Origin of the sequence: Erythrobacter sp. NFXS35, from assembly GCF_040148725.1 — a bacterium.
GTDB lineage: Bacteria > Pseudomonadota > Alphaproteobacteria > Sphingomonadales > Sphingomonadaceae > Erythrobacter.
The window spans coordinates 1,437,912-1,462,349 of the sequence record NZ_JAGDEB010000001.1; the positions used below are offsets into that span (position 1 = coordinate 1,437,912).

A 24,438-nucleotide genomic window follows, 5' to 3' on the forward strand; every position below is an offset into this window, starting at 1 on the left:
TCATCCGATTGGGGCATGACGCGGTCCGCTTTGGCCGCTAGGGCACCTGCGAAACGCGGTGCGGATCAGGCGGGATAACAGGTGCTCAACTTTCTACCCAGCATCGATCGCTACATCTTACGGCTGACGCTGGTGCCGATGCTGGGGGTGTTCGCGCTCGCCGCGTCGCTGTTGATGCTCGACAAGATGCTGCGCCTGTTCGATTTCGTCGCGGTCGAAGGCGGGCCGGTGGCGGTGGTGTTCAAGATGCTGGGCGCGCTGATACCCGAATATGCCAGCCTCGCGATCCCGCTGGGCCTGCTGCTGGGCGTGCTGCTGGCGTTCCGCAAGCTGGCGACCACCAGCGAACTCGACACGCTGCGTGCGGTCGGGTTGTCCTATAACCGCTTGCTGCGGATGCCTTACATCATCACCTTGCTGCTGGTGGCGGTGAACGTCGCGCTGGTGTTCTACATCCAGCCGGTTAGCCGCTATTACTACGAACAGATGGAATACGAACTGCGCTCAGGCGCATTGGGGGCCTCGATCAAGGTCGGCGAATTCACCACGCTGGCGGATCGCATGGCCCTGCGGATCGAGGAAAGCGAGGATGATGGACGGCGCCTCATCGGCATTTTCGCGCGGGTCGCCAATGCCAGAGGTCAGGTGCTCTCCATCAGCGCGCGCGAGGGTGCGTTCCTTGCCACCCGCGACAATCCCGACACGATCATCCTGCGCCTGACCGAAGGCACGATCATTCAAGATACCGGTATGGAGGAGGGCGGCCAGACCCCGCGGGTGCTCAGCTTCAGCCGCCACGACCTGCCGATCGACCTGCCCGCGATCGAGCAATTTCGCGCCCGCGGCGATGCCACCCGCGAATATATCCTCCCCGAACTGCTCAGCATCGGCTGGAGCGGCGATGCCGCCCCGCGCGAACGCGACGCCAGCGTTGCCAGTTTCAATTTCCGGTTGGTCGAAATCGTAATGATGTTTCTGATGCCGCTGCTTGCGGTGGCGCTGGCGATCCCGCCCAAGCGATCGACCAGCGCGCTGGGCGTGTTCGTGTCGATCGTGATGGTGGTCGCCTATCACAAGATAAACCAGTACGGCGAGGATGTGGCGGCGCTCGGCAGGCTCGACCCGATCCTTGCGCTGTGGGTGCCCTTCGCAATTTTCGCCGCTCTGATCCTGTGGATGTATTACCGCGTTGCCTATGTGCCGGGCGGACAGGCGATCGGCGCTCTGGAAACCGGGTTCGCCAAGCTGTCGAAACAGGTCGCCCGGCTGTTCGCCCGCCGCCGCCCGCGCGGCAATCCTGCCGCGCCTGATCTTGCAGCGCCCAATCTTTCTGCGGCGGAATAGGCGGCGATGCAGTTCGACTTTTTCCCTTCGCGCACGCTGACGCTGTATCTTGCCAATATGTTCGTGGTGCGCATCCTTGCCGTGCTGGTGATGCTGGTGCTGGTGTTGCTGGCGCTCGATCTGCTGGCAGCCACGGGCGACATTCTGGCCGCACCCGGGAATGGGCAGGCGGAAATCCTACAATATGCCAGCCTGCGCGCGCCGCAGCTGGCCTCGCGGTTCTTACCCTATTCGGTGCTGCTGGCGACGCTGATCACGCTGGTGACGCTTAATCAGAACAGCGAGGTGGTGGCTATGAAGGCCGCCGGCCTCTCGGCGCATCAGGTGCTGGCCCCCTTGCTGCTGACAGCGGCGCTGATCGCGGCGCTCAGCTTCGGCTTCAACGAACGGATCGTCACCCGTGCCAATGCCACGCTGAAGGCGTGGGAGGCGGCCGAGTATGGCCCTATCCCCGTCGCCGACAATGGGGGCGGTGGCTTGCGCTCCAACGTGTACCTCACCGATGGCCGCAGCATCCTTTCCGCCGCCACGCTGAGCGGGCAGGGCGCGGACATCGTGCTTGCCAACGTCACCTGGTACGAACGCGCGCCCTCGGGGATCATCCGCGAACAGGTGCGTAGCCCGCGCGCCACCTATGCCGCCCCCGGCTGGCGGCTCGAGAACCCGCTGCGCTTTGACGTGGCGGGGGCCACGACCGAGCAGGTCGAGGCGATGGTGGTGGGCGAAGGTCTGACCCCGGCGCAGATCGATCTGCAGTCGGTGGATCAGGATTCGCTCGGCTTCCGGGAATTGTCGCAGACCATCGACGCTTTCGAGGCGGCGGGGCGCAATACCGACGAGATGCGCGCCAAGTGGTGGCACCGCATATCGGGGCCGCTCTCGGCGTTGCTGATGCCGCTGCTGGGATCGATCGCCGCCTTCGGGCTCGCGCGGTCAGGTCAACTGTTCGTACGTGCGATCATCGGCATGGCGCTGGGCTTTGCCTACTTCGTGGTGGATAATGCCGCGCTCGCGATGGGCAGCTTCGGCGGCTACCCACCCTTCCTTGCCGCCTGGGCACCGTTCTTCCTGTTCCTGCTGCTGGGCGAGACAGTGCTGGTCCGGACCGAGGAATGAGCGACTGGTCGCTCAGGCTCGCCCGACCTGCGGATTCAACCGCGATGCCGGGTATCGAACTGGCCGCGGCCAGTGCCTTTGCCGCAGAACCGGATTTCGATTTTACCCACACCCGGGCCGAGGCCGACTACGCCCGCCTGATCCGCAAGGGCCACTGCCTTGTCGCCCATGTCGGTGACGCGATGGCGGGGTTTCTGGTGGCCGAACCCTTCAGCCGCGAACTGCATATCTGGGAAATGGATGTGCTGCCCGCTTTTCAGCGGCGCGGGATCGGTGCCGGGCTGGTGCGCGCTGCGCAGATCGATGCGCGCAACACCGGCTTCAAGGCGCTCACCCTCACCACCTTCCGCGATGTGGCGTGGAATGCACCGTTCTATGCGCGGCTGGGTTTCGAGGAAGTCACCGCAATCGATGCGCACCCGCGGCTGGCGGGCGAACTGGCCAATGAGGCCGACGACGGACTGCGCGCCGAGCGGCGCTGCGCGATGATAATCTTTCTGGACTGAAAAGGCGAACGTCAGCCCGCTTTCTTCCCCATCGTGCTGCGCGCAATCCGCGCCACCAGCACCAGCATCCCCGGATGGTTCGCGCCTTCGTAGGTCGAACCCGTACCCAATTCGCGCGCCAGCCGCCGGTGCGCTTCGGGCAGATCGTGATACGGCATCGACGGCATTAGATGGTGCAGCGCGTGATAGCGCAGGCCCACCGGCGCCCAAATCTCGGCGGCGAGGCCCGGCGGGGGGACATTGACCGAATCTAGGAACTGCGCGGTCACCGTCATCGCCTCGCCCTCGTTTTCCCACAGATGCGCGACAAGCGTGCGCAACTGGTTGAGCACCGCAGTCAGCGACAGAACCGCCAGCGCAGTGGCGAGCGGCTGCCAGCCGATCACGAAGATGCTGGCGATCAGCGCCATCGCCCAGATGCTTGCGCCCGCTTCCTGCCAGCGCACGCGGCCTACAAAGTCGCCTTCCGGAGCCTTGCGGCGGAAATCGGGGTTGATCGAGAGCGCAGAAAACCGCTCCCACGTGAAGCGCCGCACCGCAGGGACGATCAGGCCGATCGGATAGAGCACGCCGAACCGCACCAGCAGAGCCAGCGGCGCCAGCAGCGCCACCAACACGAACAGCGGCAGGCTCCACGGCTTCATCAGCGCCAGCGGCAGATATTCCGGGTCTTCCACCGTGCCGTATTGCGTGCGCTTGTGGTGGATGGTGTGCACGCCTTCATACATGAAGCTGGGCGTCAGCAGCGGAATACCCACCAGCAGATTCCAGACGGTGCGAAAACCGGGCAGCGCGTCGCGGTGGATATGGGTGAGTTCGTGGATGAACATCAGCGCGCGGTACATCGCCAGCGCGGCGATCAGACCGGCGGCGACTTGCACCGGAAGGCTGGCGGACAGGATCGCAACCGCGATCCCGGCATAGCCCACGCCGGCCGATATCAGCATATCCGGCCAGTAGATGCCGGGCTTGGCCTCGCCCAGCCCCTTGGTCAGGTCGCGCGCGGCGCGCAGCATGGCCTTGTCGTCCTCGGCCATGAACTGGACGCGGCTGGCCCGCGCAGGCGCAAGCGCATCGGGGCGGGCAGGATCGATGGTCTGGTGCATGGTCATATCTGGCAATCTCTTGCGGCCGCCCTACCCGAAATCGGGGGGCAAGCCAAACCTGTCCTGTCGGTGAGTGTGATCGATTGTCTTGCGTCAATGGCCCGGGCGCGACACAGACGCCTTGATCGAAAGCAACTACGGGGCAACTCGCGTGTCAGATGCACTAACCACCGGGGACGAGATAAGGATCGAGCCGGTCTCCGACAAGCGCGGGCGGGCCGCTTTCGTCGATTGCGGGCGCGCGTTTTCGGATCGGTTGCCGAATTTCGTGCCGCAGATCCGCTCGGAACAGATCGAACTGGTCGACCCGGCGAAGAACCCGTTCTTCGGCCATGCGCGTGTGCAACTGTTCATCGCCCGCCGCGCAGGCCAACCGGCCGGGCGGATTTCGGCACATATCGATGAACTTGCGCTGGCGATGCCCGCCGATCAGGGCTTTGGCCCCGGCACCGGGTTTTTCGGCTATTTCGATGCGGAGGACGAAGATGTCGCGCGCGCCTTGCTGGCAACGGCAGAGGCATGGCTGGTGGCGCAGGGCATGCGCCGCGCGGTCGGCCCAATTTCGCTGTCGATCTGGGAGGAACCGGGCCTGCTGGTGAGTGGGCAATGCCATCCACCGATGATCATGATGGGCCACCATCCGGCGCATTATGCAGGCTGGATCGAGGCTGCCGGTTATACCCGCGCCAAAACGCTCTACACTTATGATCTCGACATCACCCATACCTTCAACCCCCTGATCCAGCGCATCATCAAATCGGGCCAGCGCAATGAGCGCATCAATCTGCGCCGGGTCGACAAGGGCCGCTGGGACGATGAGGTCGCGATCATTCTGGCAATTCTCAACGATGCATGGTCGGACAACTGGGGTTTCGTGCCCTTCAGCCCTGCTGAAGTCGCTTATGCGGGAAAGAAATTGCGCCCGATCATCCACGAAGAACTCAACATGATCGCCGAGGTCGATGGCCGCCCGGTGGCATTCATGCTGACCTTCCCGGACGTGAATGATGCGTTGGCGAAGATCAGGGGCAAGCTGTTTCCGTTCGGCTGGATCACCATGCTGCGCTGGCTGCGCCACCCGCGCGGCGCTGGGATGCGGGTGCCGCTGATGGGGGTGCTGAAAGAACTGCACAACAGCCGCATGGCCAGCCAGCTCGCCTTCATGATGATCGAGGAAATCCGGCTGCAGGCTACCGGCAAGTTCCAGTCCACCCGTGGCGAACTGGGTTGGGTGCTGGAGGATAATCAGGGCATGGTCGCCATCGCCGATACGATCGCGAGCAAGGTCAACCGCGAATATGCGATCTACCAAAGGACGCTCGGTTGATGTGATTGTGTTTGCGGCCACTGCCGGTGGCGCAACCAAAAGAAAAAAGGCCTCCACTCAGGTGAGTGGAGGCCTTTCGGGATCGTGTCACAGCCGCTTGGACGGGAGGGGGGTCTCGGCAGTGACAAAGGCTAAATGACCAGCCCTGCATGCGGTTCCCGGCTGCCTGAATTTTTTTTCGTCATGCCTATTGCTGCTTGCGCAAACCGCTTTGGGCGGGGAAATGCAGGACATACGACGATGCGGGCCGGAACCGCTATCATGACCAATCGATTACCCCTTCGCAGCCTTGCTGCCGTCACAACCAGCGGAGCCGCTTGATGTCCCTAGGAAACCAGATCGCCGCGCACCTTCCTTACTTGAGGCGCTATGCCCGGGCGCTGACCGGTTCGCAGAATGCAGGTGACGCGTTCGTGCGCACCATGCTCGAAGCGGTGCTGGCCGACCCGGAACTGATGGCCACGATGGAAGGCGGGCGGGTGCCGCTGTATCGCGCCTTCAGCAAGGTGTGGACGAGCGCGCAGCCGGAGAACCTCGCCGCAGTCGGCGGCGCCGGCGAGCACGAAGCGGGCGCGCAGCACCGCTTGGGCGCGATCACCCCGCCGGGCCGCCAGGCGCTGCTGCTGACCACGCTGGAGGATTTCACCATGGCCGAGGCCGCGGCAATCCTGGGCCGTGACCTTGCCGAAACCGAGGCGCTGGTCGCCGAGGCGGTCGCCGGGATCGAACGCGAACAGAAGACCGACGTCCTGATCATCGAGGACGAGCCGCTGATTGCAATGCAGCTAGAAGATCTGGTCGGCGGGATGGGTCACACGATCTGCGGCACTGCCGCCACTCGCACGCAGGCGCGCGAAGTGGTGGCGGAGAATATGCCCGGCCTGGTGCTCGCCGATATTCAGTTGGCCGATGGTTCATCGGGGCTGGATGCGGTGGAGGATATACTTGCGCTGGGCAGCGTCCCGGTGATCTTCATCACCGCCTATCCCGAACGCCTGCTGACCGGCGACCGGCCCGAACCGACCTATCTCGTCACCAAACCGTTTCAGGAGGCGACGGTGCGCGCGGCGATCAGTCAGGCGCTGTTCTTCCGTTCGAGCATGCCGTTGGGTTAGAGGGCCAGCCCCTACCCTGCTTCCCTGATCCGGAAATCCGCCGGGCGGCGGACCGGCACGCGCATTTTGCAGACCACCCCTTCGGGCCGGAAATCGAGCGCCACCGGCTGGCGCAATTCGTGGGCCACGATTTTCTCTATCAACTCGGTGCCGAACCCGCGGCGGCGCTCGGTTGCGACAGTCGGCCCGCCGGTTTCGCGCCATTCGACTTCGGCGAGATGATCCCCCGCCGCCTGCCAATGGATCGTCACCTGACCACCCGCCACGCTCAGCGCGCCGTATTTGGCGGCATTGGTCGCCAGCTCATGCACCGCCAGGCCAAAAGACAGCGCATCATTGGGGGCCAGTTCCAGCGGCGGGCCGTTGAGCAGGATCGTGTCATCGATGGCTATCCGGAAATGCTGCAACTCGGCCTCGATCACCGAGCAGATCGGGGTTGCGCCCCAGTCGGAAACTGTCAGCAGATCATGCGTTGCCGACAGCGCGCGAATGCGACCTTCGAGACTGTCGGCGAATTCATCGAGATCGCGCGTCCGCCGACGGGTCAGCGACAGGATCGACAGCACGTTGGCGAGCGTGTTCTTGACCCGGTGATTGAGTTCGCGGGTGAGCGAATTGCGGATCGAATGCTGTTCTTCGAAAAAGGCGAGCCGCGACTGATCCTCGTAAGCCTGCTGGGTCAGCAACCGCGCCAGCAGCATCAGCAGGCTCGCCAGCGCCAGCCCGAACACCAGCGTCACCATCGAAAGCGGGGCCAGCATGTGCTGGTTGGCGGATTCGACCACCAGCAACAGATTGCGGTTGGCGATGGTGACCTGCTGTTCCACCCGCTCGCTCGCGGCATCGCTGATCGAATGAGCAACCAGAAGGTGTCCGGTGCTTGCCTCCCCATCGTAAAGCCTCACGCCGAAATCCTCCGGACTGCTGCCGATCATCGCCGAATCGAGGAATTCGCCAGCCCGGAACGGGGTGTAGACAAAGCCGATCAACCGCCGGTCGCCCGGGCCGAATGTGCGGAACACCGGCATGTAAATCGCGAAAGCCGGAAGATTGCCCGATTGCTCCTGCTCCAGCACGATCCTGCCCGATGCGGTCGGGCGGCGGGCCAGTTCGGCCTCGGCCATGGCAGCGGCGCGGGCCGGGTCGGAATACATATCATAGCCCAAGGCCCGGCGGTTGCGGACGCTTTCCGGTGCGAACATCGTCACCGGCGCGATGCGACCGGTGGTGGCGACCGGCTTGGGGTAGATATCGGGAAATCCCGGTTGGCGCGCGCGCACTTGTGCCATGAAGCCGGGTACGTCGGGCGTTTCGATCACCGGCAGCCAGCCGATCCCCTCGGCACCCGGGTAATCCATGTCGAGCCGCAGCGCCCTGACGAAGTTGTCGAAGGTCTGCGGGCTGACATCGGCGCTGCTCGCGAACAGTGCCGCGCCTGCGCGCAGGTAGGACGAAAAGCTGTTGCTGCTGCGGTCCAGCGAAGCCGCCACGCTTTGCGCATATTCGCCCATCATCGCGCGTTCGCGCGCGCGGGCGTTGCTTTCGATCGCGAACACGCTGAGCGCGGTAATTGCGGCGATGGCGATGAAGATCACCAGCGGGATCGCACGCGGATAAAGCACCAGCCAGCGCCGCGCGCGCGTGCCTGCAGGCGCAGCAGCGGCATCGCGAACAGGAGTTGATGTTACGCTGTCGATGGCTTTCAGTCCTGTGGTAAGGGCGGTTTGCTGTGTCGGCGACGGAACCAAACTTATGGCGCATCGTTCCCGAACAGTCCAAGCGCGTTTGCGTTGAAGGTTTGGTGTGGCCTTATGCCGAACCTAAGGGCATCAGCGACACGCCGCAGACCTTATGGGCACTCCACAGGCGCGGCGCACCGGGATCAGGGATAACGACAGACACTATGGCTTCAGACCGCAAATCACCTCCAGCCAGTTCAGGCTCGCCGCACCGCGCGCCGGAATGGGCCGATGGTCTCAAGCAATTGTACGATTCGGTGGTCGAGGAAGACCTGCCCGACAGTTTCAAGGACCTGATCGCCCGGCTCGACGAGATCGACCCGCGGCGCGGCGGCGGACAGAACGGCGGCGGCTCACCCACACCGGATGGGCGGGGTGCGCGCGCGTGAGCGATGCCGAACCTGCCAGTCCGGCCCCGCGTTCGGCTGCAGACAAGGCCGATTTCAAGCGTGAACTGACCGAGGTCGTCCCGCACCTGCGCGCCTTTGCCCGCGGGCTATGCGGGCGTCCGGACATGGCCGACGATCTGGTGCAGGAAACGATGCTGAAGGCATGGGCCGCACAGGAACGCTTCGAACCCGGCACCTCCATGCGCGCCTGGACCTTCGTGATCCTGCGCAATGCCTATCTCACCGATATGCGGCGCAACCGGTTTCGCGGCGAATATGACGAAGGCGTGGCCGAACGCATCCTGACCGCGCCCGCCGGACAGGAAGAACCGATCCACTTGTCCGATCTTCACCGCGCTCTACTGACGCTTCAACCCGAACGCCGCGAGGCGCTGCTGCTGGTCGGCGCAGGCGGGTTTTCCTACGAGGAAGCCGCAGAGATCTGCGGCTGTGCGGTCGGCACCATCAAGAGCCGCGTTGGCCGTGCCCGCGCCACGCTGACCGAGATGCTCGCCAATGGCGATATTCCGCGGCGCTCAACCAATGATGACGCCGCGCACCGCGCCATCCTCGAAGAATTGGACGAAGTCGCTGCGGGAAATCTCGCCAGCACGCGGCTCTGATCCGGCATTCCTAGCTGCCAAAGCGAAGGCCCGCCTGCATCGCTGCGGGCGGGCCTCCTGACAACCGAATGGCGGTTGCGGGGGCTTATGCGTAAGTCCACACCGTTCCGCGGGCGAGGTTCTCGCTGGCGAAGGCCCAGTTGAGCTTGTTATCGATCACTGCGTCGAGATAGCTCGGGCGCTTGTTCTGGTGATCGAGATAGTAGGCGTGCTCCCAGACATCGACCGTGAGCAGCGGAATGAAGCCGCTGTCGGCGAGCGTATCGGCATCGTGCGATTCCTCGATCGACAGCTTGCCGCCCTTCTCGGCCAGCCACACCCAGCCACTGGCGAAGTGGCCTGCACCGCGATCCTTGAGCTTCTGCTTCAGCGTGTCCATCGAGCCGAACGCCTCATCGATCTTGGCGGCGAGATCAGCCGAAGGATCGGTCGCCTGCGGGGCGAGGCTGTGCCAGTAGAAACCGTGATTCCAGGTCTGTGCCGAGTTGTTGAACAGGCCCTGGTTGCTGCCGCGCGATGCGGCGATGACTGCTTCGAGCGATGCATCGGCGTGGTCGGTGCCTTCGATCGCGGCATTGGTCTTGTCGACATAGGCCTGGTGATGCTTGCCGTGGTGGAACGACAGCGTCTCGGCCGAGATCGCGGGATCGAGAGCATCAGCGGGATAGGGCAGCGGGGAAAGTTGGAAAGCCATGGTGTCCTCCGTAGGCTTGGGGGTGAAACTGGAACGTCCTTAGCAACAACGCATATGCAGGCGAAGAGTTGCAGCGTCACGACGAGGCACTAGCGGTCCGCGACGAACGGTCAACCGCGCTCGTCACGGCCACGTTCATGGTGACATTGCCGAGCGTGCGCATCAGATCGGGCAGCATTTCCACCGCCACCAGCAGCGCCAATGGCTCAACCGGCACACCCATCGCCAAAGCAATCGGGCCGATCGACACGACAAAGCTGATCGAACCGGGCAAGCTGACGGCGGAAAGGCTGATGACCGCGGCAATCAGCACGCCGGCGACGGCAATGGCAAACGGGATTTCGATCCCGGCGAGTGCGGCTATGTAATACACCACCGCAAGGTTCATCGCCGCGCTGGTCGCCCGGAATATGACCACGGCCAGAGGCAGGACGAATTCCGCGGTCGAGGCTTTCAGCCCCAGCCGTCCGGCGCTGTCGAGCATAGCGGGCAGGCTGGCGAGCGAGCTTTGGGTGGACAATGCCACCGCCTGCGCGGGCAGAACGGCGGTGGCAAAGCGCACGCCGCTGCGGCCCAGCATGACGGCGATGACATAGGCGAGGATCAGGACGAACGTGCCCATGGCGGTCACGGTCAGCACATAATGGCCCAGCGCCGCAAACGCCCCGCCCCCGCTTTGCACGCCCACACCGAAGGCGAGCGCAAACACGCCGATGGGCGCAATCGCCAGCACCCAGCCGATAATCAGCAGCATGACATTGCCGAGCGCGTGAAAGAACCACAGCAGCCGGTCGCCCTGATCGGCGGGTAGGCGCGTGATCGCCACCGCGAACATCACGAAGAACAGCGTCAGCGGCAGCATCGCGGTTTCGGCAGCGGCGGCGATGATGTTGGGAGACACCAGCGATGCGGCGAAATCGAGCACGCCCGGCACTTCGCCCACGGTGTCGGGCGTCTGTGCCAGAAACGCGCTTGCCCCGGTCGGCACCGGGAATGTCTCCAGCAGCGCAGGCATGGCAACCGAGGCGAAGGCGCCACCTGCCAGTTGCACCCCTACCATGATCAACAGCATCCGCCGGGCCACCGTGCCGACGCGCGCGGCCAAGATCATCTGTATTAGGCCCAGCACCAGCAGCGCCGCGACCAAGGGAATGATCGTCATCTGCAAGGCCCGCAGCCACAGCCCGCCGATCAGCGATGCGACATCCTGCGCCCATTGCGGGACGTCCAGAGCCGCCCCGGCGATCCCCGCCACCAGCCCGGCAATCAGCGCCGCAAAGGTCAGCGCTACCGGCAGGCGGATCGATACCAGCGCGAACTTGCCCGCCGCGCCGTCTTTCGCGTTTTCACTTTCCAGCAATGGCCTGTCCTTAAACGGGCCTCTCGCCCTTCCCTTTGGGCGATAACCGCGCCAGAAGCGCGTGACAATCATGCGCGGGATGCGAGGGAAAGCGACTTCATGGCACGCAAGCTGTTCGGAACCGACGGGATCAGGGGCCGCACCAATGCCGGAGCGATGACAGCGGCCACCGCGATGCGGGTGGGGCAGGCCGCCGGGCGGCATTTCGTACGCGGGGGACACCGGCACCGGGTGGTGATCGGCAAGGACACACGCCTGTCGGGCTACATGATGGAAAGCGCGCTGGTGGCGGGTTTCACCAGCGTCGGGATCGACGTGATCATGACCGGACCACTGCCCACCCCTGCAATTGCCCTGCTCACCCGCGAGATGCGCGCCGATCTGGGCGTAATGATCTCTGCCAGCCACAACCTGTTTGCCGATAACGGGATCAAGCTGTTCGGCCCCGACGGGTTCAAGCTGTCGGACGCAGCCGAGGCCGAGATCGAGCGGTTGATGGAAGCCGACATCCCTCTGGTGCCTGCCGAACGCATCGGGCGCGCGCGCCGGATCGAGGATGCGCGCGGACGCTATATCCATGCAGTCAAGCAATCGGTCGCCGCCGAGATCCGTTTCGACGGGCTGAAAGTGGTGGTCGATTGCGCACATGGCGCCGCCTATCAGGTCGCCCCCTCGGCGATCTGGGAGTTGGGGGCGGAGGTGGTGACACTCGGCGTCAGCCCCAACGGCACCAACATCAACGACGGCGTCGGATCGACCGCGATCACCGCGCTGCAGGCCAAGGTGGTCGAGGAAGGCGCTGATATCGGCATTGCATTGGACGGCGATGCCGATCGGCTGATCGTGGTGGACGAGAAAGGCCGCGCAGTTGATGGCGACCAAATCATGGCGCTGATCGCCACCCGGATGCACGAAAAAGGCGCGCTGACCGGCGGCGGGATCGTGGCGACGGTGATGAGCAATCTCGGGCTGGAACGCTATCTTGCAACGCAAGGCCTGACGCTGGAGCGCACCAAGGTGGGCGACCGCTACGTGCTCGAACGCATGCAGGAAGGCGGGTTCAATGTCGGCGGCGAACAATCGGGTCACATGATCCTGCTCGATCACGGCACCACCGGCGATGGCACGGTTGCGGCGCTGCGGGTGCTGGCCAGCCTGGTGCGATCGGGCAAGCCCGCAAGCGAGCTGCTGCACGTATTCGAACCCGTGCCGCAGCTGCTCAGGAACGTTCGCTACGACAGCGGCACGCCGCTGGAGGACGATAGCGTGAAAGCCGTGATCGCCGCTGCCGAGGCAGAACTCGAAGGCAAGGGCCGGCTCGTCATCCGCCCGTCTGGCACCGAACCGGTGATCCGGGTCATGGCGGAAGGCGACGATCAAAGCCAAGTCGAAGCCGTGGTCGACCGGATTTGCTCAGCCGTGCACGCGGCGGTTTAGAAAGCTTCACCCATGCTCGAAATGCGCCCCGATTGCGAAGCCTGCGGCACCGGCCTCCCCGCCGAAGCCCCCGGCGCGTTCATCTGCTCGTTCGAATGCACCTTCTGCGCAGCCTGCGCCGAGGATCTGGACGACCGCTGCCCCAATTGCGGCGGCGAATTAATGGACCGGCCGACGCGGGCAAAGGCACTTCATGCCAAGTTCCCGCCGTCGACGGAGCGCAAGTTCAAGGGGTGAAGGACATTCCGACCCGAACCGGGCGACGATACCGGCCTAGTGTTCGTGCCCGCCCGCATAGCTCGCATATTGGGCCGGAGTCATTTCGGGCATCTGCTTGACGAAGGCGGCAAGATTCCAGAGCGTCGCATCGTCATGCGTCGGGCCGAAGGCGGGCATGCCGCTCATCTTGACGCCGTGCTTGACCAGCCAGAACACTTCCGGAGCGCTCCATTCTCGCGCGGCGGTAGCCAGTGCAGGCGGCATCGGGCGCATCCCGTGCGCCCATTCCGCCCGCCCTGCCCCGACGCCGCCATGGCAATGCTGGCAATATTCCTTGTATTCGCCTGCCCCCGCAGCGATCATCGCGGGCGTGAACGCGGGCGCCTCGATGTCATCCGCAGCCCCCTCGACAGCGTTGGTGTAGGTGGTATCCAGCGCCCAGCCGACAATCGGGAGATGGCGATCGGTCGCAGCGACATTGTAGCCGCCGGTCAGGACGACAAGCAGCGCGATCACCGTCAGCAGCACGATCATGCCGAGTGCGCCCAGCAGCGCACCTTTGACAACAGGGCTCATTCGCTTTCTCCGATATTGCAATCGTTGAAGCCCGAATAGCCGGTTTCCTGATCGGCATCGGGCGGCACCACGATCATGTCGATTTCCTCAAGCCCCGCATCGCCCCGCTCCTCGCCCGGTCGTAAGGTGACGGTGAGCCCCTGATCGGAATATTGCAGCGGATCGGTGGCAGGCAGGCGGATCAGTTTGCCGTTGAGCTTGATCGTGCCGGTACCGCCGGGGGCGTAGATGAACGAGGGGAACGCGACCTCCGTCAGCCGCACCGCGCAATCGCCGGCCAGCGGGCGCAGCACGGCAAGATCGGCGGGGGTCATGGTTTCCGGCTTGATCAGCGCAGGCGCGACATTCTCCAGCGCCGCGGCGGCGCGCATCACCGGAGCCGGCGTCGGCGCGTGGTCGATCTGCGCCTCGCGGTCATTGCCGATCGCGGTGTTGCGGTTGCAGCCCGTCAGCGCCAGCGCGGCCAATGCGAGCGGCAGGACAAGGAGCGTTTGCGGCGCGTTCATGGCTGCACCTCCTCCGGCACGCGCCGGGCCATGCGCACCCCATTCTGTTCGATGTCCTTGATCAGATAGCGCATCTGCGCAATCTCGCGGCGCTGGGCGAGGATGATGTCATGTGCGAGAGCGCGCACGCGCGGGTCTTTGAGATGCGCCCGCTCGCTCGTCATGATTGCGATCGAGTGGTGCGGGATCATCGCGGACATATATTCGCTGTCGGTCACGCTAGTCTGACTGCGGACCAACCACAGCGCGACCGCGAAGGTCAGCGCCGCCACAGCGAGGATCACCAGATTACGGGGCACACTTTCATACATGCCCCACATGAAACCCAGCATGATAACCATCATGGCTGCGCCCATGACAAAGGCCATCCAGAAGCGCGTTTCGCTCCAGAAAACGTGGTCGATGCTGTAAGTGTTGAGGTACATCAGCACGAACATGACGACAGTGCTGGTGGCGATCATGGCCATGAACCGCCAATACATCGGGGCAAGGTTCTTGGATTCCGTCTGTTTCTCGTCGTTCGCCCGCGTCATGTTCCGATCCTCCGGTGCCATGTAGACACGTCCGGGGGTTCGGTTTCATATCATGAGTTGCCCGCCTGGCCGGAAAAGAGGGGCTTGGTCGGCTGTGCGGCGCATACGCAAAATTCTCGCCTGTGCGTGCGGAATTGCTATGGCTGGCGCCATGACCACGACAACGCGCCCGAGTACCCCTGCCCCGCGGATTCTCAGTATCGCCGGATCCGATTCGTCCGGCGGCGCAGGGATCCAGGCTGATATCAAGACCATCACCATGTTGGGTGGTTATGCAATGTCCGCGATCACCGCTGTCACCGCGCAGAACAGCGTCGGGGTGCAAGCCATCGCGCCGATGGCGGGCGATATGGTGGCCGAACAGATCGCCTCGTGCATCTCCGATATCGGAGTGGACGCAGTGAAGATCGGAATGCTGCATGATGCCGACATCATCGGCCATGTGGCCCGCGCGCTTGAAGGCGTGCGAGCGCCGATCGTGCTCGATCCGGTAATGATCGCCACCAGCGGCGCGGCACTGATCGATCCTGAAGCCATTGCGGCGCTGCAGGACACCCTGTTTCCGCGTGCCGCACTGATCACCCCCAACCTGCCCGAACTCGGCCACCTGCTGGGCCGCAATCTCACCACCAGCGAACAATTGGTCGAGGCTGCCGAGGAACTTTCGCACATGACCGGCGCTGCGGTGCTGGCCAAGGGCGGGCATACCTCGGACGCGCGTATCATCGATGTGCTGTATGTTCCCCGCGAACGCGCGGTGCAGTTCGATCACGCGCGGATCAATACGCGCCACACCCACGGCACCGGCTGCACGCTGTCATCCGCCATCGCGACGCTACTCGGCCACGGCCAACCGCTGGAACACGCGGTGCGGCTGGGCCGGCAGTTCGTGATCCGCGCGATCGAGGCCGCCCCCGGATTTGGTGCAGGCAATGGCCCGCTGGGGCATCAGGCGGTGCGTGCCAGCCAGACTTCGCGCGACACGGACAAGTAAACACTGTCGCACCACTGATCGCCGATCAGCCAGGTCCGCTCCGCGCGGCGGGTTTCGGCAAAGCCTAGTCGGGCCAGAAGCCGAAGCGAGGCTGCGTTGCGCGGATCGACGTCGGCCAGCGCGCCTTCCAGCCCGTGTTCGGCGAAGCCATTCGCCAAAACCGCATAGATTGCCTCGCTGGCGAAGCCCTGCCCCCACACATCCGGTGCGAACAGAAATCCGATTTCCGGAAAGCGATAGAACCCGGCCTTTCCGATAGGTTGGCCTTGATATTCAACGATGAAGTCCGCTCCCTCAGCCGGAGGAATAGCCGCCATATCTGCCAGCCAGTCAAGGCTTTGATCTTCGGATTCGTGCGGCAGGCTTGACCAGAAAGCCATCGCCTGCGGATTGGCCAGGATCGCATGCATCGCCGCAAAGTCCTCGGCGGGCCGCACTTTGCGCAGCAGCAGCCGGGGGGTGCGGATCACAGGCTCAGTCCTTAAGCTCATAAAAATCGCTGATGCAGGCCCAGGCTTCCTCGGCGGTTTCGCACCACTGGAACAGGTCGAGATCGGCTTTCGAGATCGTCCCTTCCTCCGCCAGCGCCTCGAAATCGATCACGCGGGTCCAGAAGTCCCTGCCGAACAGGATAATCGGAATCGGCTTCATCTTTCCGGTCTGAATCAGGGTGAGCAGCTCGAAAAACTCGTCGAAGGTGCCAAAGCCGCCGGGGAACACTGCCACTGCGCGGGCGCGCAACAGGAAGTGCATCTTGCGCAGCGCGAAGTAATGGAACTGGAAGCTGAGGTACGGCGTCACGTAGGGATTGGGCGCCTGTTCGTGGGGCAGCACGATATTCAGCCCGATCGATTCGCTGCCCGCATCCGACGCACCGCGATTGCCCGCCTCCATGATCGAAGGCCCGCCGCCGGTGGTGACGATGAACTGGCGTTTACCGTCCTCTATGATCGCCTTTTCGCTGACCAGCCGCGCCAGCTTGTAGGCCTCGTCGTAATATTTCGCCTTTTCCGCGAGCCGCGCTGCGACCTTCTGTTCGTATTCGCCGCCTTCCTTGGCGGCCTCGATCCGCGCTTCGGCCTGAGCGGGCGAAGGAATGCGGGCCGAGCCATACATCACCAGCGTCGATCCGACCCGCGCTTCATCAAGCAACATCTCGGTCTTCAGCAGTTCAAGCTGGAACCGCACCGGGCGCAGTTCGTCGCGCAGCAGGAAATCGGTGTCGCGGAAGGCGAGCTTGTAGGCCGGATGCGCGGACTGCGGCGTGCGTTCAGGCACGCCCTCGGCAAAACGGGTTTCCTCGCCCGCGCGGTAGAACTTGCGGTCTGTCAGGTCTTTGTCGGTCATTGCTAGACCCCTAGTAGGGGTGCCTCAGGCCCGCAAGCGGATTGGTTTGCAGCATGTTTCACGTGGAACATCGCTGAGCGGAGGCAGTATGGGTTTGGTGTCCTTTGACACCGAAGATGGACTCAGAACGCCAGAACAAATCGTGACTTGTCAAAACCGAGTGACAAGAGTTCTGCCCGCCCCCCCGATTTGGACAGGAGCAAAGACCGAACGCTCGAAATCAACAAGTTAGTAGTAGCTATTAGCGCCCACCCAAAACTCTAGAGACATGATGTGCCGAAGCTTTGCCAGCGGGAAGACCCTGCCGCTATAGTCTTCATCGCCTCTCATCTATCAACTCGCGCCTTTCCGCGCACTTCATCAAGCGTGGTGAACCCTCTTGATCTGAACCGAACGGACACACGGGTGTGGTAAAGCTGATCGTTCTGGCTAACAGACAGACGGTACAGATTCAGGCAGTCAGGCAGACACATGGCCCGCAAACATTCCAAACGAGATCAGTATCGCGAGCTTCCGGAAAAGGAGGAGACTGAAGCTTCGGTGGCGCCGTGCTGGCTGTGTGGTCGGCCTACCGGCAAAACCATTGTGTGGCACCACCCCGTGCCCAAGAGCCGGGGTGGGCGCGATGTTGTGCCAATGCACTCCATTTGCCAGCAGACGCTGATCGCCAACTTCACCAATTCTGAACTGCAGCGCCATGGGACGGACGTCGAAAGCTTGCTGGCCTACCCGGCCGTCCGCAAATTCGTCGACTGGGTGGCCAACAAAGACCCGGATTTTACCGCCACCATCGCCAAGAAGCCTCGCTGACCAGATTGGACTTGTCGGCGCTGATGCCGCTTGTCGCTCGCTCACGTTGGCGGCGCGTGGGCCATATGCAGACTGTTCGCTTCCGGCGAGCACGTTAGAAAGCGGACCTTCGAGCAAGACGGGTCATCAAAGCCGCGCAAAATCGTCACACGCTCCATTCGGCAGGATTGGCATCGGTACCAATCAGCGCAAGGCCATGAGCAATGGACGTAAGCTCCCCGCCGGTGGCGATTTGCTCAGGCCTGAAGCGCCGTTCGAACAGGGCGCGAATGGCTGGAATGAGTGACGAGCCGCCGGTCAGGAAAACCCGGTCGATCGCGGCAGGCTCCAGTTTGGCCTTCACCAAGGCTGCATCCATCGCAGCTTCGATCCGCCCCAAGTCTTCGGCGATCCACTGCTCGAACTCTCGCCGGGTGACGGTCGCATTGATATCAACCCCGCCACCAGAGAATGCGAACTGCGCTTCGTCACTGGCCGATAGCGCCCGCTTCGTTCGGCCGACAGCCTCGTAAAGCGGGAAGCCCTGCTCATGTTCAATGAGGGCGATCATGCGTCCAATCGGAGCCGGATCGACCGCGTTGCGCTGCAGCTTGCGAAGCTCCTCCAGCGTTCGCTTGTTGCGCATCAGTGCAAGCCGGGACCAATCGGCAAAATCGCTGAAATAGCCGCCGGGTATCTCGAGAATCTTGTCGAAGGAGCGATACATCCCGCGCTTGCCGAGCAGCGGCAGCACGAGATGGTCGACGATCCTTTTGTCGAAGCGATCGCCGGCGATGCCAACACCGGACGCGGCCAAGGGCTGACAGCGACGGCGGTTGCCAGGTTCCGCCACGCGCACGACAGAAAAGTCAGTCGTGCCGCCCCCGAAATCAGCGACGAGCAACGTCGTCGGACGATCAAGCCGCGAGGCAAAGCTAAATGCTGCGCCCAGCGGTTCGTAGACATAATGGAGCTCTGAGCCCCATTCCTTGAACATCAGATCGTAGCGCTGACGCGCCAAGGCTGAATCAGGGCGCGGACCGGCATATTCGACAGGCCGGCCGACCACGATGCGCGGCGGTAGCGTGGATAGCTGGCCGCCGGCATGATCGCGGAGCTTTTGCAGAAACAACTGCCCGAAATCTTCGAACCGGAACGCCCGTCCAAAGATCTGCGCGCGTTCAAATATCGAACTTGCAGCAACAGACTTGAACGACTGCACAAAGCGACTGTCGAGCGGCGACTGAAGAAATTCGGCAATCGCCCACGGACCGGCCTCGCTGGCAATGCCATTTGGCCCGCTGCCTTCTTCCCAGAAGCACAGCGCCGACCGGAAGATCTCGCCGGTCGCCTCCTCGCCGTCAAAGGAAATCAATTGCGACTCGTCCTCGCCGCCGCTGAGCGCGACAACGGTGTTGGTGGTACCAAAGTCGAGGCCGAGTGCAGTCGGCGCAATACCAGTCACGGCGCCAGGCCTTTCATATTCAGGGTGAACCAGGAGGGCGGCGCCTATTGCACGCGTCGCTAGAGGCGACAAGGTCGCTAACGACCCCTGCAGCCTTACGCAGGCCGGTCACATGCACTGAACTTATGCTTGAGGGCACATTTCCGAGAGGCAGCTCTCGACCCAGATACGGTCATTCACGTCCGCCAAATTGAACGTCTGCTTCCGCCGAAAGCCGCCATGTCACTTTCGGATTCGCGGACTGGGTCCGCTCATGCTCGGTGAGGTATGGTTCCCTGCTATCGCGGGGGATCAGTGCCTTTCAAGCCCTTCTGCGCCCCTAGCAGGTCTAGTGCCGTGGAAAGGTGAATCGCAGCGAAAGTGCAGCCAAGATCGTCACAAAGCATGAGGGCCCGCTCGACCGTGCTGATGGCGCGCTGCAAGCTTGCCTGCTCTTGCTCTTGGAAGCCATCAGTCACGAACGATCTCCGGCATACTTAGCCTGACTCTCACCTCGGTGTGTCGAACGGCTGTCCAGCAGCAGCTGCGTTCCTGCATGTTCGTAAATTACTGGGGGGACAGCAGTGCTATCGACAGTCTGAGGCCCCAGTCTGGTCCACCTTCCGGCTTCTCGACGTAGTAGCGCACACCGCCACCGATGCTCAGAGGTCGCTTGCCTGGAATGAGCTTGCTGATGCCGAGGTTGACCGGAATCGTGGTGAGATCATTTTCCCAGTCCTGACTGATGTCGAGACCAGCACTGTATGTCACCAGATCCTTCGTGACATAGGAGGCAAAGGGTTGGGCGAAGCCTTGATTGACGTCACCCCGTCCGCTGTCACCGGCAATGGACCAGATCTGGTTGACCAGCAGTCCGACCGACCACGGCCCCATTTGCTTGAGCACCACGGCGGTCGGTCCAGCCCCGAACTTTTCGCCTGACAGCGCCGCCTGCGTGCCGGTGGGGAGCAGGAACACCGGACCCGCACCCCAGATGATGCCGCTGCTTCCGATTTCCTTGGGCGAAAAGAAGAAGCTCTGCACCGTATCCCCCAGTCCGAATTGGCTTGCTCCCGGTGCGGTCACGTCTTGCTGGTAAATGATTGGCGTGATTGTGCGGCTAATCACATTCCACTTGGAGTTAACCGACATCGGGACGACCGGCTGGACGTTGCTGGTGATGCGGAACCCGTCGTCCGGCCCGATGCCGAAATCGATGTTGTTCTGGATCGGGACCTGGATGAGTGATGCCACGGGGTTTTGCAGCTGCTGGGCAAGGTCGCTGCCACTGCTCGCGTCTTCACCGCTGGCAACCACCACAGGGGCTTCGGCGGTGTCCTGCGCCGCGGACGGAACTGCGCAGATGGCAATTCCGCCTGCCACAATCGCGCGGGCAGACCCTCGCCACAGATGCGTGAAACTAATCACGGACAATCTCCTGCACGCCAAGTCCAACGATCACGCCGGTGCGCCGAGCCGTGCGGCGAGCCGCGTATTGGTCGCGATAATATTCCTCGCGGCAGTAGCGGTCATAGCCATAGCCGTAGCTGTAGAGCCGCATGCACTCCTCGTATTCGTCGCGAGAATTCTGGCGCGCTGCGGACCCGGCAATGCTGGCTGCCGCAGTGCCAGCGATAATTCCTGCACGGCGCGCATCGCGGCGGTTATCCCAATCGTCCCAGCGGTCCTGATGGCGATGGCGATCGCGGCGGTCTGCCTGCGCGCTGTCGATAACGACAGTGAAACTGAGGCCGGCGAGCAATGCGAACGCCAACAATCCAGCCCGCCTCATGATGTGGCCACCTCGAACAGGCTGGTTTCCGCCGGCTTGTCAGCCTTCGCGCAAGTTTCTTGAACCTGCTTGGCGGTGGCCATCATCCACTCCTGGCTCAATACGTCGATCTTGCCTTCGCGCGCTGCATAGAGATAGCCATGCAGCCATGTCAGGCCGCTGACCAACTCGTCCTGCGCGGCGAGGGCGGCCTCGTCGGCAGGCTGGGTCATCGCCACTTCGGCAGTGCCGAGATAATCGGCGCACGTCAGCCGCATGAGGTTTTCATTCGCCGGAATGGCCTTGATCTCGGTCGCCGTCTCGGGCGCGGTCTGCACCGGGTCGGTGGCTTGCGGTTCGGCGCAGGCCACCAGGGCAAGTGTAGATGCCAGTGCGATGGCGTAGCTTTTCGTGTTCATTTTGCAGCCTCCTTTAAAGTCAGAAATGCATCCCCAGCCGCGCGCCGAAAACGAGAGCGACATCGTTCTGTCCCGTCGCCGGATCGCTTGCCTGGATGTTCAGGGTGAAGTCTGTGTTGCCGCCCAGCGCGATGGCATACCAAGCCTCGACCCCCGCCTCGTCGTCGAACTCGGCCAATGGCGCGGCGACATTTTGCAGCGTGTCGCTGAAGTCGTAGAAGTAGAAACCCAGTCCCCAGCGATCCCGACTGCGCCCCTCCAAGAGGCCATGACCGGCAAGCCCGCCGACAAATGACGCCTCGATGGGGTTGGGATTGCCATCGGCTATCGCTGCTTTGGCGTAGATGCCGACATGCGCGGGCGCGCTGACGCTGCCGCCCAGATCATGACCGAATTGCAGCGCGATGTTGTAGCTGCCCTTACGGGTGCCGCGTTCGATCCCCGGAGGGCCGAGAATGTCCTCGAAATCCAATCCGCGGCTGGTCGAACCGGCGGCGGTCAGGCCGATGCTGGTCTTGCGCCCACCCCATTCGCCTTGCCAGGTCGCGCCGAGCGAGGCGTTGACCCCGGTCGAAAACAGCTCGCCCAACCCGTAATCGCCGGTGCGGTCCTCCGGGTCGAAGACCATCGCGGTGATGCCGATGTCGCCTGCCTGATGGGTCAGGATGCTGCCCATGATCGTCGGCGGCACCACACCACTCGGCGGAGCGACGAAGGCGATGTTCTGGAACCGCCGCGTGCCCCAGCCGCCGAAAAAAGGATCGCCGGCAAGCAGATCGATCGCATTAATCTTGCCGACCAGCAGGTTGGTCTTGGCACCGAGGTTCTGAACGACATAGATCGAGGTCATTTCGATCCCCTCGCCCGTCAGCGGCAGCAGCGCAGCGGTGTTCTGCGGCCACAGCGCGCCGCCGAAACGACCCGCTCCGGTATCGCTCGCGCGCAGTTCGGTATGAGTTCGCAGGATCGTGCCGTCCCACAGGCCGAGGCCCTTGCTCGACACATCGATGAACAGATCGGCGCGGCCGGTGAATAGCGCATCGCCCGGCCCGTCACCCGCCGCTTGCGCGCCCACGAAGCCGACCAGATCGAGCCGCGCGGCCACCCCCGGCACGCCCAGCGCCTTGGTCAGCGACAGCGGCGGCTTCTCAGGCGGCGGCGGGCCAACGGCCAGTTCGTCCGCTTTGTCATGCGGCCCCAGTTCCCCCTTTATCTTGCTCCCGTCTTGCGCGGCGAGCGCACAAGGGAGCAGCGCCGCGGCAGCCACCACGGCTTGCGTCCAGTATCGGATCGTCATTGTCTCAGGCGCTCCTGCCAGCGATCTCTGCTGCCTTATTTGCGGCGGTAGATGGTGCGGCCTTCCTTGATGGTCTCAACGACCTTGATCTGGTCGATGTTCTCGGAATCGACCGCGGTGGGATCGTCGGAGAGAACCACGAAATCGGCAAGCTTGCCGATTTCGAGTGAACCCTTCCGGTCTTCCTCGAAATGCTGGTAGGCAGGCCAGATTGTCATCGCCTTCAGCGCGGTAATCACATCGACGCGGTGCTTCGGACCAAGAATATCGCCCGAGCGCGTGCGGCGCGTCACAGTGGCATCGAGCACTCGCATTGAATCTGGGAAAGCCACGGGTGCATCATGGTGCGATGTGAAGATCATCTTGCGTTCAAGCGCCCAACCGGTTGGTGAGATATTCTCGCCGTCCACCGGCCCCACCGTGTGATCGCGGTGCCAATCGCCCCAGTAGAACGTATGCATCGGGAACAAAGAAGGAATGACACCCAGCTTATCAAAAGACGCCACCTGATCTCGGCGAAGAAACTGACCGTGAATGAGAACCGGGCGGCGATCAGCTTTTCCGTAGCGTGACTCTGCCTCCCCTAGCACTGCGATCAATAGATCAGCGGCAGCTTCTCCATTGGAGTGGGTAAGCAACTGGACGTTATTGGCATAAGCCCAATCAACTGCGCCGACCACCTGATCAGGTGTAACTGCCGGATAGCCCGCATACCCGGCCGGGTAATCGCCGACCGGATCATAGTATGGTTTGTCGCGCCAACCAGTGAAACCTTGCGGCGAGCCGTCGATGGTGAGCTTGCCCCCGCCGACACGGAAACGGTTTGTGTAGTCGAAAGAATCCTTGGCTGCGGCCATATCGCGATCGACGAGCACATCGATATAGGCAACCACGTCGATCGGTAGCATCCCCTTGGCGCCTGCGCCTTCAAGCAGGGTCACTACAGATCCGGTCGCACGCCCCTCTTGCGCAGTGGTGTAGCCGAAACGCGCCCACAGTTCGGTTCCGGCCTTGACCAACGCCATCGCCCCTTCAGCATCAAGCGCATTGAAAAGCTTCCCGATGTTGGAGAAGTGAGCGACTTCTTCGAGCACGCCATTGGGCTCGCCATCAGCGCGTTTGCGGATGACACCGCCGGTCGGGTCAGGCGTGTCGCGGGTAATCCCCATCTTGGCGAGCCCGGCGGAGTTGGTTGCACCGAAATGCCCGGATTGATGGATCAGGTAGATGGGCACGGTAGAGGATACTGTGTCGAGTTCCTCGCGTGTCGGGTGGCGCCCCTCGGCAAGGCTGGCATTGTCATAACCAAAGCCGACGATGACCCCGTAGCGATCAACGATCGTCTTGTTGTCGCGCACCCATTGTTTCATCTGACTGATCAGCGAAGGGATATCCGTCACGATGCCATCGGGCGGAGCAAGCAGGTTTGCACCAATGGCTTGCACCCCGCCGCCGATCACGTGGCCATGCGCATCGACAAAGCCGGGCAGCAAGGTCTTGCCTGCAAGATCGATCATCTGGGTGTCCGGCCCCTTGAGCTTCATCACGTCGGCGCGGGTGCCGACCGCGATTATCGTGCCGTCATCCTCGGCGACCGCCTCGGCGCGCAACTGCCCGTCGTCCATCGTGATGATCGGTCCGCCAGTCCAAATCCGGTCTGCCGTCTGGGCAACTGCGGAAGTGCCGGCGGACAGCAGCATTGCCGCTGTTGCGAAACTGAGTGCGCGCATCTTGAAATTCCCCCCACAGCCTGAGAATTGCCCAGGCAGCCAGAAGGCATCTACAGG

Annotated in this window: 26 protein-coding genes; 11 read left to right on the plus strand and 15 right to left on the minus strand. The window is 63.0% G+C overall.

Annotated elements, in window-relative coordinates:
• The first annotated feature begins 81 nt into the window (after positions 1-81).
• From J3454_RS06760 to J3454_RS06770, 3 genes are read left to right on the plus strand one after another with little or no spacing between them, the layout of a single operon-like run.
• Positions 82-1,344 carry an LptF/LptG family permease gene (locus tag J3454_RS06760; RefSeq protein ID WP_349512969.1) on the plus strand — a complete coding sequence of 421 codons (1,263 nt, stop codon included), beginning with the start codon at positions 82-84 and terminating at the stop codon, positions 1,342-1,344.
• A gap of 6 nt (positions 1,345-1,350) precedes the next feature.
• Positions 1,351-2,460: an LPS export ABC transporter permease LptG gene (lptG, locus tag J3454_RS06765; protein WP_349512970.1), complete on the plus strand. Its 1,110-nt coding sequence runs from the start codon at positions 1,351-1,353 to the stop codon at positions 2,458-2,460.
• Complete coding sequence (locus J3454_RS06770) at positions 2,457-2,966, plus strand: GNAT family N-acetyltransferase (RefSeq protein ID WP_349512971.1); 510 nt, start codon at positions 2,457-2,459, stop codon at positions 2,964-2,966. Before lptG ends, J3454_RS06770 begins: the two co-directional genes overlap by 4 nt.
• Before the next feature lie 11 nt (positions 2,967-2,977).
• On the opposite strand, the gene J3454_RS06775 is transcribed toward J3454_RS06770, so the two are convergent.
• Positions 2,978-4,078 (minus strand): fatty acid desaturase family protein, encoded by a 1,101-nt coding sequence (locus tag J3454_RS06775; RefSeq protein ID WP_349512972.1) that lies wholly within the window; start codon positions 4,076-4,078, stop codon positions 2,978-2,980.
• 145 nt (positions 4,079-4,223) lie between these two features.
• Between J3454_RS06775 and J3454_RS06780 the strand changes: the two genes are divergently transcribed.
• Together J3454_RS06780 and J3454_RS06785 are read left to right on the plus strand one after the other, a co-directional pair.
• Complete coding sequence (locus tag J3454_RS06780; protein ID WP_349512973.1) at positions 4,224-5,399, plus strand: N-acetyltransferase; 1,176 nt, start codon at positions 4,224-4,226, stop codon at positions 5,397-5,399.
• A gap of 320 nt (positions 5,400-5,719) precedes the next feature.
• Positions 5,720-6,514 (plus strand): response regulator, encoded by a 795-nt coding sequence (locus tag J3454_RS06785; RefSeq protein WP_349512974.1) that lies wholly within the window; start codon positions 5,720-5,722, stop codon positions 6,512-6,514.
• An 11-nt stretch (positions 6,515-6,525) separates the two neighbouring features.
• On the opposite strand, the gene J3454_RS06790 is transcribed toward J3454_RS06785, so the two are convergent.
• On the minus strand, positions 6,526-8,136 hold the full coding sequence (locus tag J3454_RS06790) for a CHASE domain-containing protein (protein WP_349512975.1): 1,611 nt from the start codon (positions 8,134-8,136) through the stop codon (positions 6,526-6,528).
• 281 nt (positions 8,137-8,417) lie between these two features.
• Between J3454_RS06790 and J3454_RS06795 the strand changes: the two genes are divergently transcribed.
• Both J3454_RS06795 and J3454_RS06800 read left to right on the plus strand, forming a co-directional pair.
• Complete coding sequence (locus J3454_RS06795; protein ID WP_349512976.1) at positions 8,418-8,642, plus strand: NepR family anti-sigma factor; 225 nt, start codon at positions 8,418-8,420, stop codon at positions 8,640-8,642.
• Positions 8,639-9,265: a sigma-70 family RNA polymerase sigma factor gene (locus tag J3454_RS06800; RefSeq protein ID WP_349512977.1), complete on the plus strand. Its 627-nt coding sequence runs from the start codon at positions 8,639-8,641 to the stop codon at positions 9,263-9,265. Before J3454_RS06795 ends, J3454_RS06800 begins: the two co-directional genes overlap by 4 nt.
• Before the next feature lie 85 nt (positions 9,266-9,350).
• Here the strand turns inward: J3454_RS06800 and J3454_RS06805 are convergent, their stop codons facing one another.
• Together J3454_RS06805 and J3454_RS06810 are read right to left on the minus strand one after the other, a co-directional pair.
• Complete coding sequence (locus J3454_RS06805; RefSeq protein WP_349512978.1) at positions 9,351-9,959, minus strand: superoxide dismutase; 609 nt, start codon at positions 9,957-9,959, stop codon at positions 9,351-9,353.
• A 76-nt stretch (positions 9,960-10,035) separates the two neighbouring features.
• Positions 10,036-11,319: a dicarboxylate/amino acid:cation symporter gene (locus J3454_RS06810; protein WP_349512979.1), complete on the minus strand. Its 1,284-nt coding sequence runs from the start codon at positions 11,317-11,319 to the stop codon at positions 10,036-10,038.
• A 99-nt stretch (positions 11,320-11,418) separates the two neighbouring features.
• Between J3454_RS06810 and glmM the strand changes: the two genes are divergently transcribed.
• Positions 11,419-12,756: a phosphoglucosamine mutase gene (gene glmM / locus J3454_RS06815; protein WP_349512980.1), complete on the plus strand. Its 1,338-nt coding sequence runs from the start codon at positions 11,419-11,421 to the stop codon at positions 12,754-12,756.
• A gap of 12 nt (positions 12,757-12,768) precedes the next feature.
• Positions 12,769-12,993: a DUF1272 domain-containing protein gene (locus tag J3454_RS06820; RefSeq protein WP_349512981.1), complete on the plus strand. Its 225-nt coding sequence runs from the start codon at positions 12,769-12,771 to the stop codon at positions 12,991-12,993.
• Positions 12,994-13,029: 36 nt separating this feature from the next.
• On the opposite strand, the gene J3454_RS06825 is transcribed toward J3454_RS06820, so the two are convergent.
• The 3 genes from J3454_RS06825 to J3454_RS06835 are packed head-to-tail and all read right to left on the minus strand — an operon-like array spanning position 13,030 to position 14,518.
• Positions 13,030-13,551: a c-type cytochrome gene (locus J3454_RS06825; protein WP_349512982.1), complete on the minus strand. Its 522-nt coding sequence runs from the start codon at positions 13,549-13,551 to the stop codon at positions 13,030-13,032.
• The gene (locus J3454_RS06830) at positions 13,548-14,057 is read right to left on the minus strand and encodes a DUF6692 family protein (protein WP_349512983.1); all 510 of its coding nucleotides are present in this window, start codon (positions 14,055-14,057) and stop codon (positions 13,548-13,550) included. The genes J3454_RS06825 and J3454_RS06830 overlap by 4 nt, the downstream gene beginning before the upstream one ends.
• Positions 14,054-14,518, minus strand: a complete 465-nt coding sequence (locus J3454_RS06835; RefSeq protein WP_349513152.1) for a DUF305 domain-containing protein — start codon at positions 14,516-14,518, stop codon at positions 14,054-14,056. The genes J3454_RS06830 and J3454_RS06835 overlap by 4 nt, the downstream gene beginning before the upstream one ends.
• Before the next feature lie 223 nt (positions 14,519-14,741).
• On the opposite strand from J3454_RS06835, the gene thiD reads away from it, so the two are divergent.
• On the plus strand, positions 14,742-15,584 hold the full coding sequence (thiD, locus tag J3454_RS06840) for a bifunctional hydroxymethylpyrimidine kinase/phosphomethylpyrimidine kinase (protein WP_349512984.1): 843 nt from the start codon (positions 14,742-14,744) through the stop codon (positions 15,582-15,584).
• On the opposite strand, the gene J3454_RS06845 is transcribed toward thiD, so the two are convergent.
• Together J3454_RS06845 and J3454_RS06850 are read right to left on the minus strand one after the other, a co-directional pair.
• The gene (locus J3454_RS06845; RefSeq protein ID WP_349512985.1) at positions 15,539-16,054 is read right to left on the minus strand and encodes a GNAT family N-acetyltransferase; all 516 of its coding nucleotides are present in this window, start codon (positions 16,052-16,054) and stop codon (positions 15,539-15,541) included. The two genes, thiD and J3454_RS06845, sit on opposite strands and share 46 nt — an antisense overlap.
• Positions 16,055-16,058: 4 nt before the next feature.
• Positions 16,059-16,931 (minus strand): LOG family protein, encoded by an 873-nt coding sequence (locus J3454_RS06850; protein WP_349512986.1) that lies wholly within the window; start codon positions 16,929-16,931, stop codon positions 16,059-16,061.
• A gap of 471 nt (positions 16,932-17,402) precedes the next feature.
• On the opposite strand from J3454_RS06850, the gene J3454_RS06855 reads away from it, so the two are divergent.
• On the plus strand, positions 17,403-17,741 hold the full coding sequence (locus J3454_RS06855) for a hypothetical protein (RefSeq protein WP_349512987.1): 339 nt from the start codon (positions 17,403-17,405) through the stop codon (positions 17,739-17,741).
• A 145-nt stretch (positions 17,742-17,886) separates the two neighbouring features.
• Here the strand turns inward: J3454_RS06855 and J3454_RS06860 are convergent, their stop codons facing one another.
• From J3454_RS06860 to J3454_RS06885, 6 genes are all read right to left on the minus strand, one after another.
• Positions 17,887-19,185, minus strand: a complete 1,299-nt coding sequence (locus J3454_RS06860; protein WP_349512988.1) for an Hsp70 family protein — start codon at positions 19,183-19,185, stop codon at positions 17,887-17,889.
• Between the two features lie 546 nt (positions 19,186-19,731).
• On the minus strand, positions 19,732-20,592 hold the full coding sequence (locus J3454_RS06865) for a hypothetical protein (protein WP_349512989.1): 861 nt from the start codon (positions 20,590-20,592) through the stop codon (positions 19,732-19,734).
• The gene (locus tag J3454_RS06870; RefSeq protein ID WP_349512990.1) at positions 20,585-20,938 is read right to left on the minus strand and encodes a hypothetical protein; all 354 of its coding nucleotides are present in this window, start codon (positions 20,936-20,938) and stop codon (positions 20,585-20,587) included. Before J3454_RS06870 ends, J3454_RS06865 begins: the two co-directional genes overlap by 8 nt.
• 14 nt (positions 20,939-20,952) lie before the next feature.
• Positions 20,953-21,417, minus strand: a complete 465-nt coding sequence (locus J3454_RS06875) for a hypothetical protein (protein WP_349512991.1) — start codon at positions 21,415-21,417, stop codon at positions 20,953-20,955.
• Complete coding sequence (locus J3454_RS06880; RefSeq protein ID WP_349512992.1) at positions 21,374-22,651, minus strand: carbohydrate porin; 1,278 nt, start codon at positions 22,649-22,651, stop codon at positions 21,374-21,376. Before J3454_RS06880 ends, J3454_RS06875 begins: the two co-directional genes overlap by 44 nt.
• Positions 22,652-22,686: 35 nt before the next feature.
• Complete coding sequence (locus J3454_RS06885; RefSeq protein ID WP_349513153.1) at positions 22,687-24,195, minus strand: amidohydrolase; 1,509 nt, start codon at positions 24,193-24,195, stop codon at positions 22,687-22,689.
• Positions 24,196-24,438 lie beyond the last annotated feature (243 nt).

Excerpts from the sequence above, each read along its gene's own strand:
- J3454_RS06835 (WP_349513152.1), bottom strand. The coding sequence starts at position 14,518 with ATGATCGCCACCAGCACTGTCGTCATGTTCGTGCTGATGTACCTCAAC.
- lptG (WP_349512970.1), top strand. The coding sequence starts at position 1,351 with ATGCAGTTCGACTTTTTCCCTTCGCGCACGCTGACGCTGTATCTTGCC.
- J3454_RS06855 (WP_349512987.1), top strand. The coding sequence starts at position 17,403 with ATGGCCCGCAAACATTCCAAACGAGATCAGTATCGCGAGCTTCCGGAA.
- J3454_RS06770 (WP_349512971.1), top strand. The coding sequence starts at position 2,457 with ATGAGCGACTGGTCGCTCAGGCTCGCCCGACCTGCGGATTCAACCGCG.
- J3454_RS06850 (WP_349512986.1), bottom strand. The coding sequence starts at position 16,931 with ATGACCGACAAAGACCTGACAGACCGCAAGTTCTACCGCGCGGGCGAG.
- J3454_RS06795 (WP_349512976.1), top strand. The coding sequence starts at position 8,418 with ATGGCTTCAGACCGCAAATCACCTCCAGCCAGTTCAGGCTCGCCGCAC.
- J3454_RS06885 (WP_349513153.1), bottom strand. The coding sequence starts at position 24,195 with ATGAAGCTCAAGGGGCCGGACACCCAGATGATCGATCTTGCAGGCAAG.
- glmM (WP_349512980.1), top strand. The coding sequence starts at position 11,419 with ATGGCACGCAAGCTGTTCGGAACCGACGGGATCAGGGGCCGCACCAAT.
- J3454_RS06830 (WP_349512983.1), bottom strand. The coding sequence starts at position 14,057 with ATGAACGCGCCGCAAACGCTCCTTGTCCTGCCGCTCGCATTGGCCGCG.
- J3454_RS06820 (WP_349512981.1), top strand. The coding sequence starts at position 12,769 with ATGCTCGAAATGCGCCCCGATTGCGAAGCCTGCGGCACCGGCCTCCCC.
- J3454_RS06805 (WP_349512978.1), bottom strand. The coding sequence starts at position 9,959 with ATGGCTTTCCAACTTTCCCCGCTGCCCTATCCCGCTGATGCTCTCGAT.
- J3454_RS06875 (WP_349512991.1), bottom strand. The coding sequence starts at position 21,417 with ATGTCGCTCTCGTTTTCGGCGCGCGGCTGGGGATGCATTTCTGACTTT.
- J3454_RS06785 (WP_349512974.1), top strand. The coding sequence starts at position 5,720 with ATGTCCCTAGGAAACCAGATCGCCGCGCACCTTCCTTACTTGAGGCGC.
- J3454_RS06825 (WP_349512982.1), bottom strand. The coding sequence starts at position 13,551 with ATGAGCCCTGTTGTCAAAGGTGCGCTGCTGGGCGCACTCGGCATGATC.
- J3454_RS06775 (WP_349512972.1), bottom strand. The coding sequence starts at position 4,078 with ATGACCATGCACCAGACCATCGATCCTGCCCGCCCCGATGCGCTTGCG.
- J3454_RS06880 (WP_349512992.1), bottom strand. The coding sequence starts at position 22,651 with ATGACGATCCGATACTGGACGCAAGCCGTGGTGGCTGCCGCGGCGCTG.
- thiD (WP_349512984.1), top strand. The coding sequence starts at position 14,742 with ATGACCACGACAACGCGCCCGAGTACCCCTGCCCCGCGGATTCTCAGT.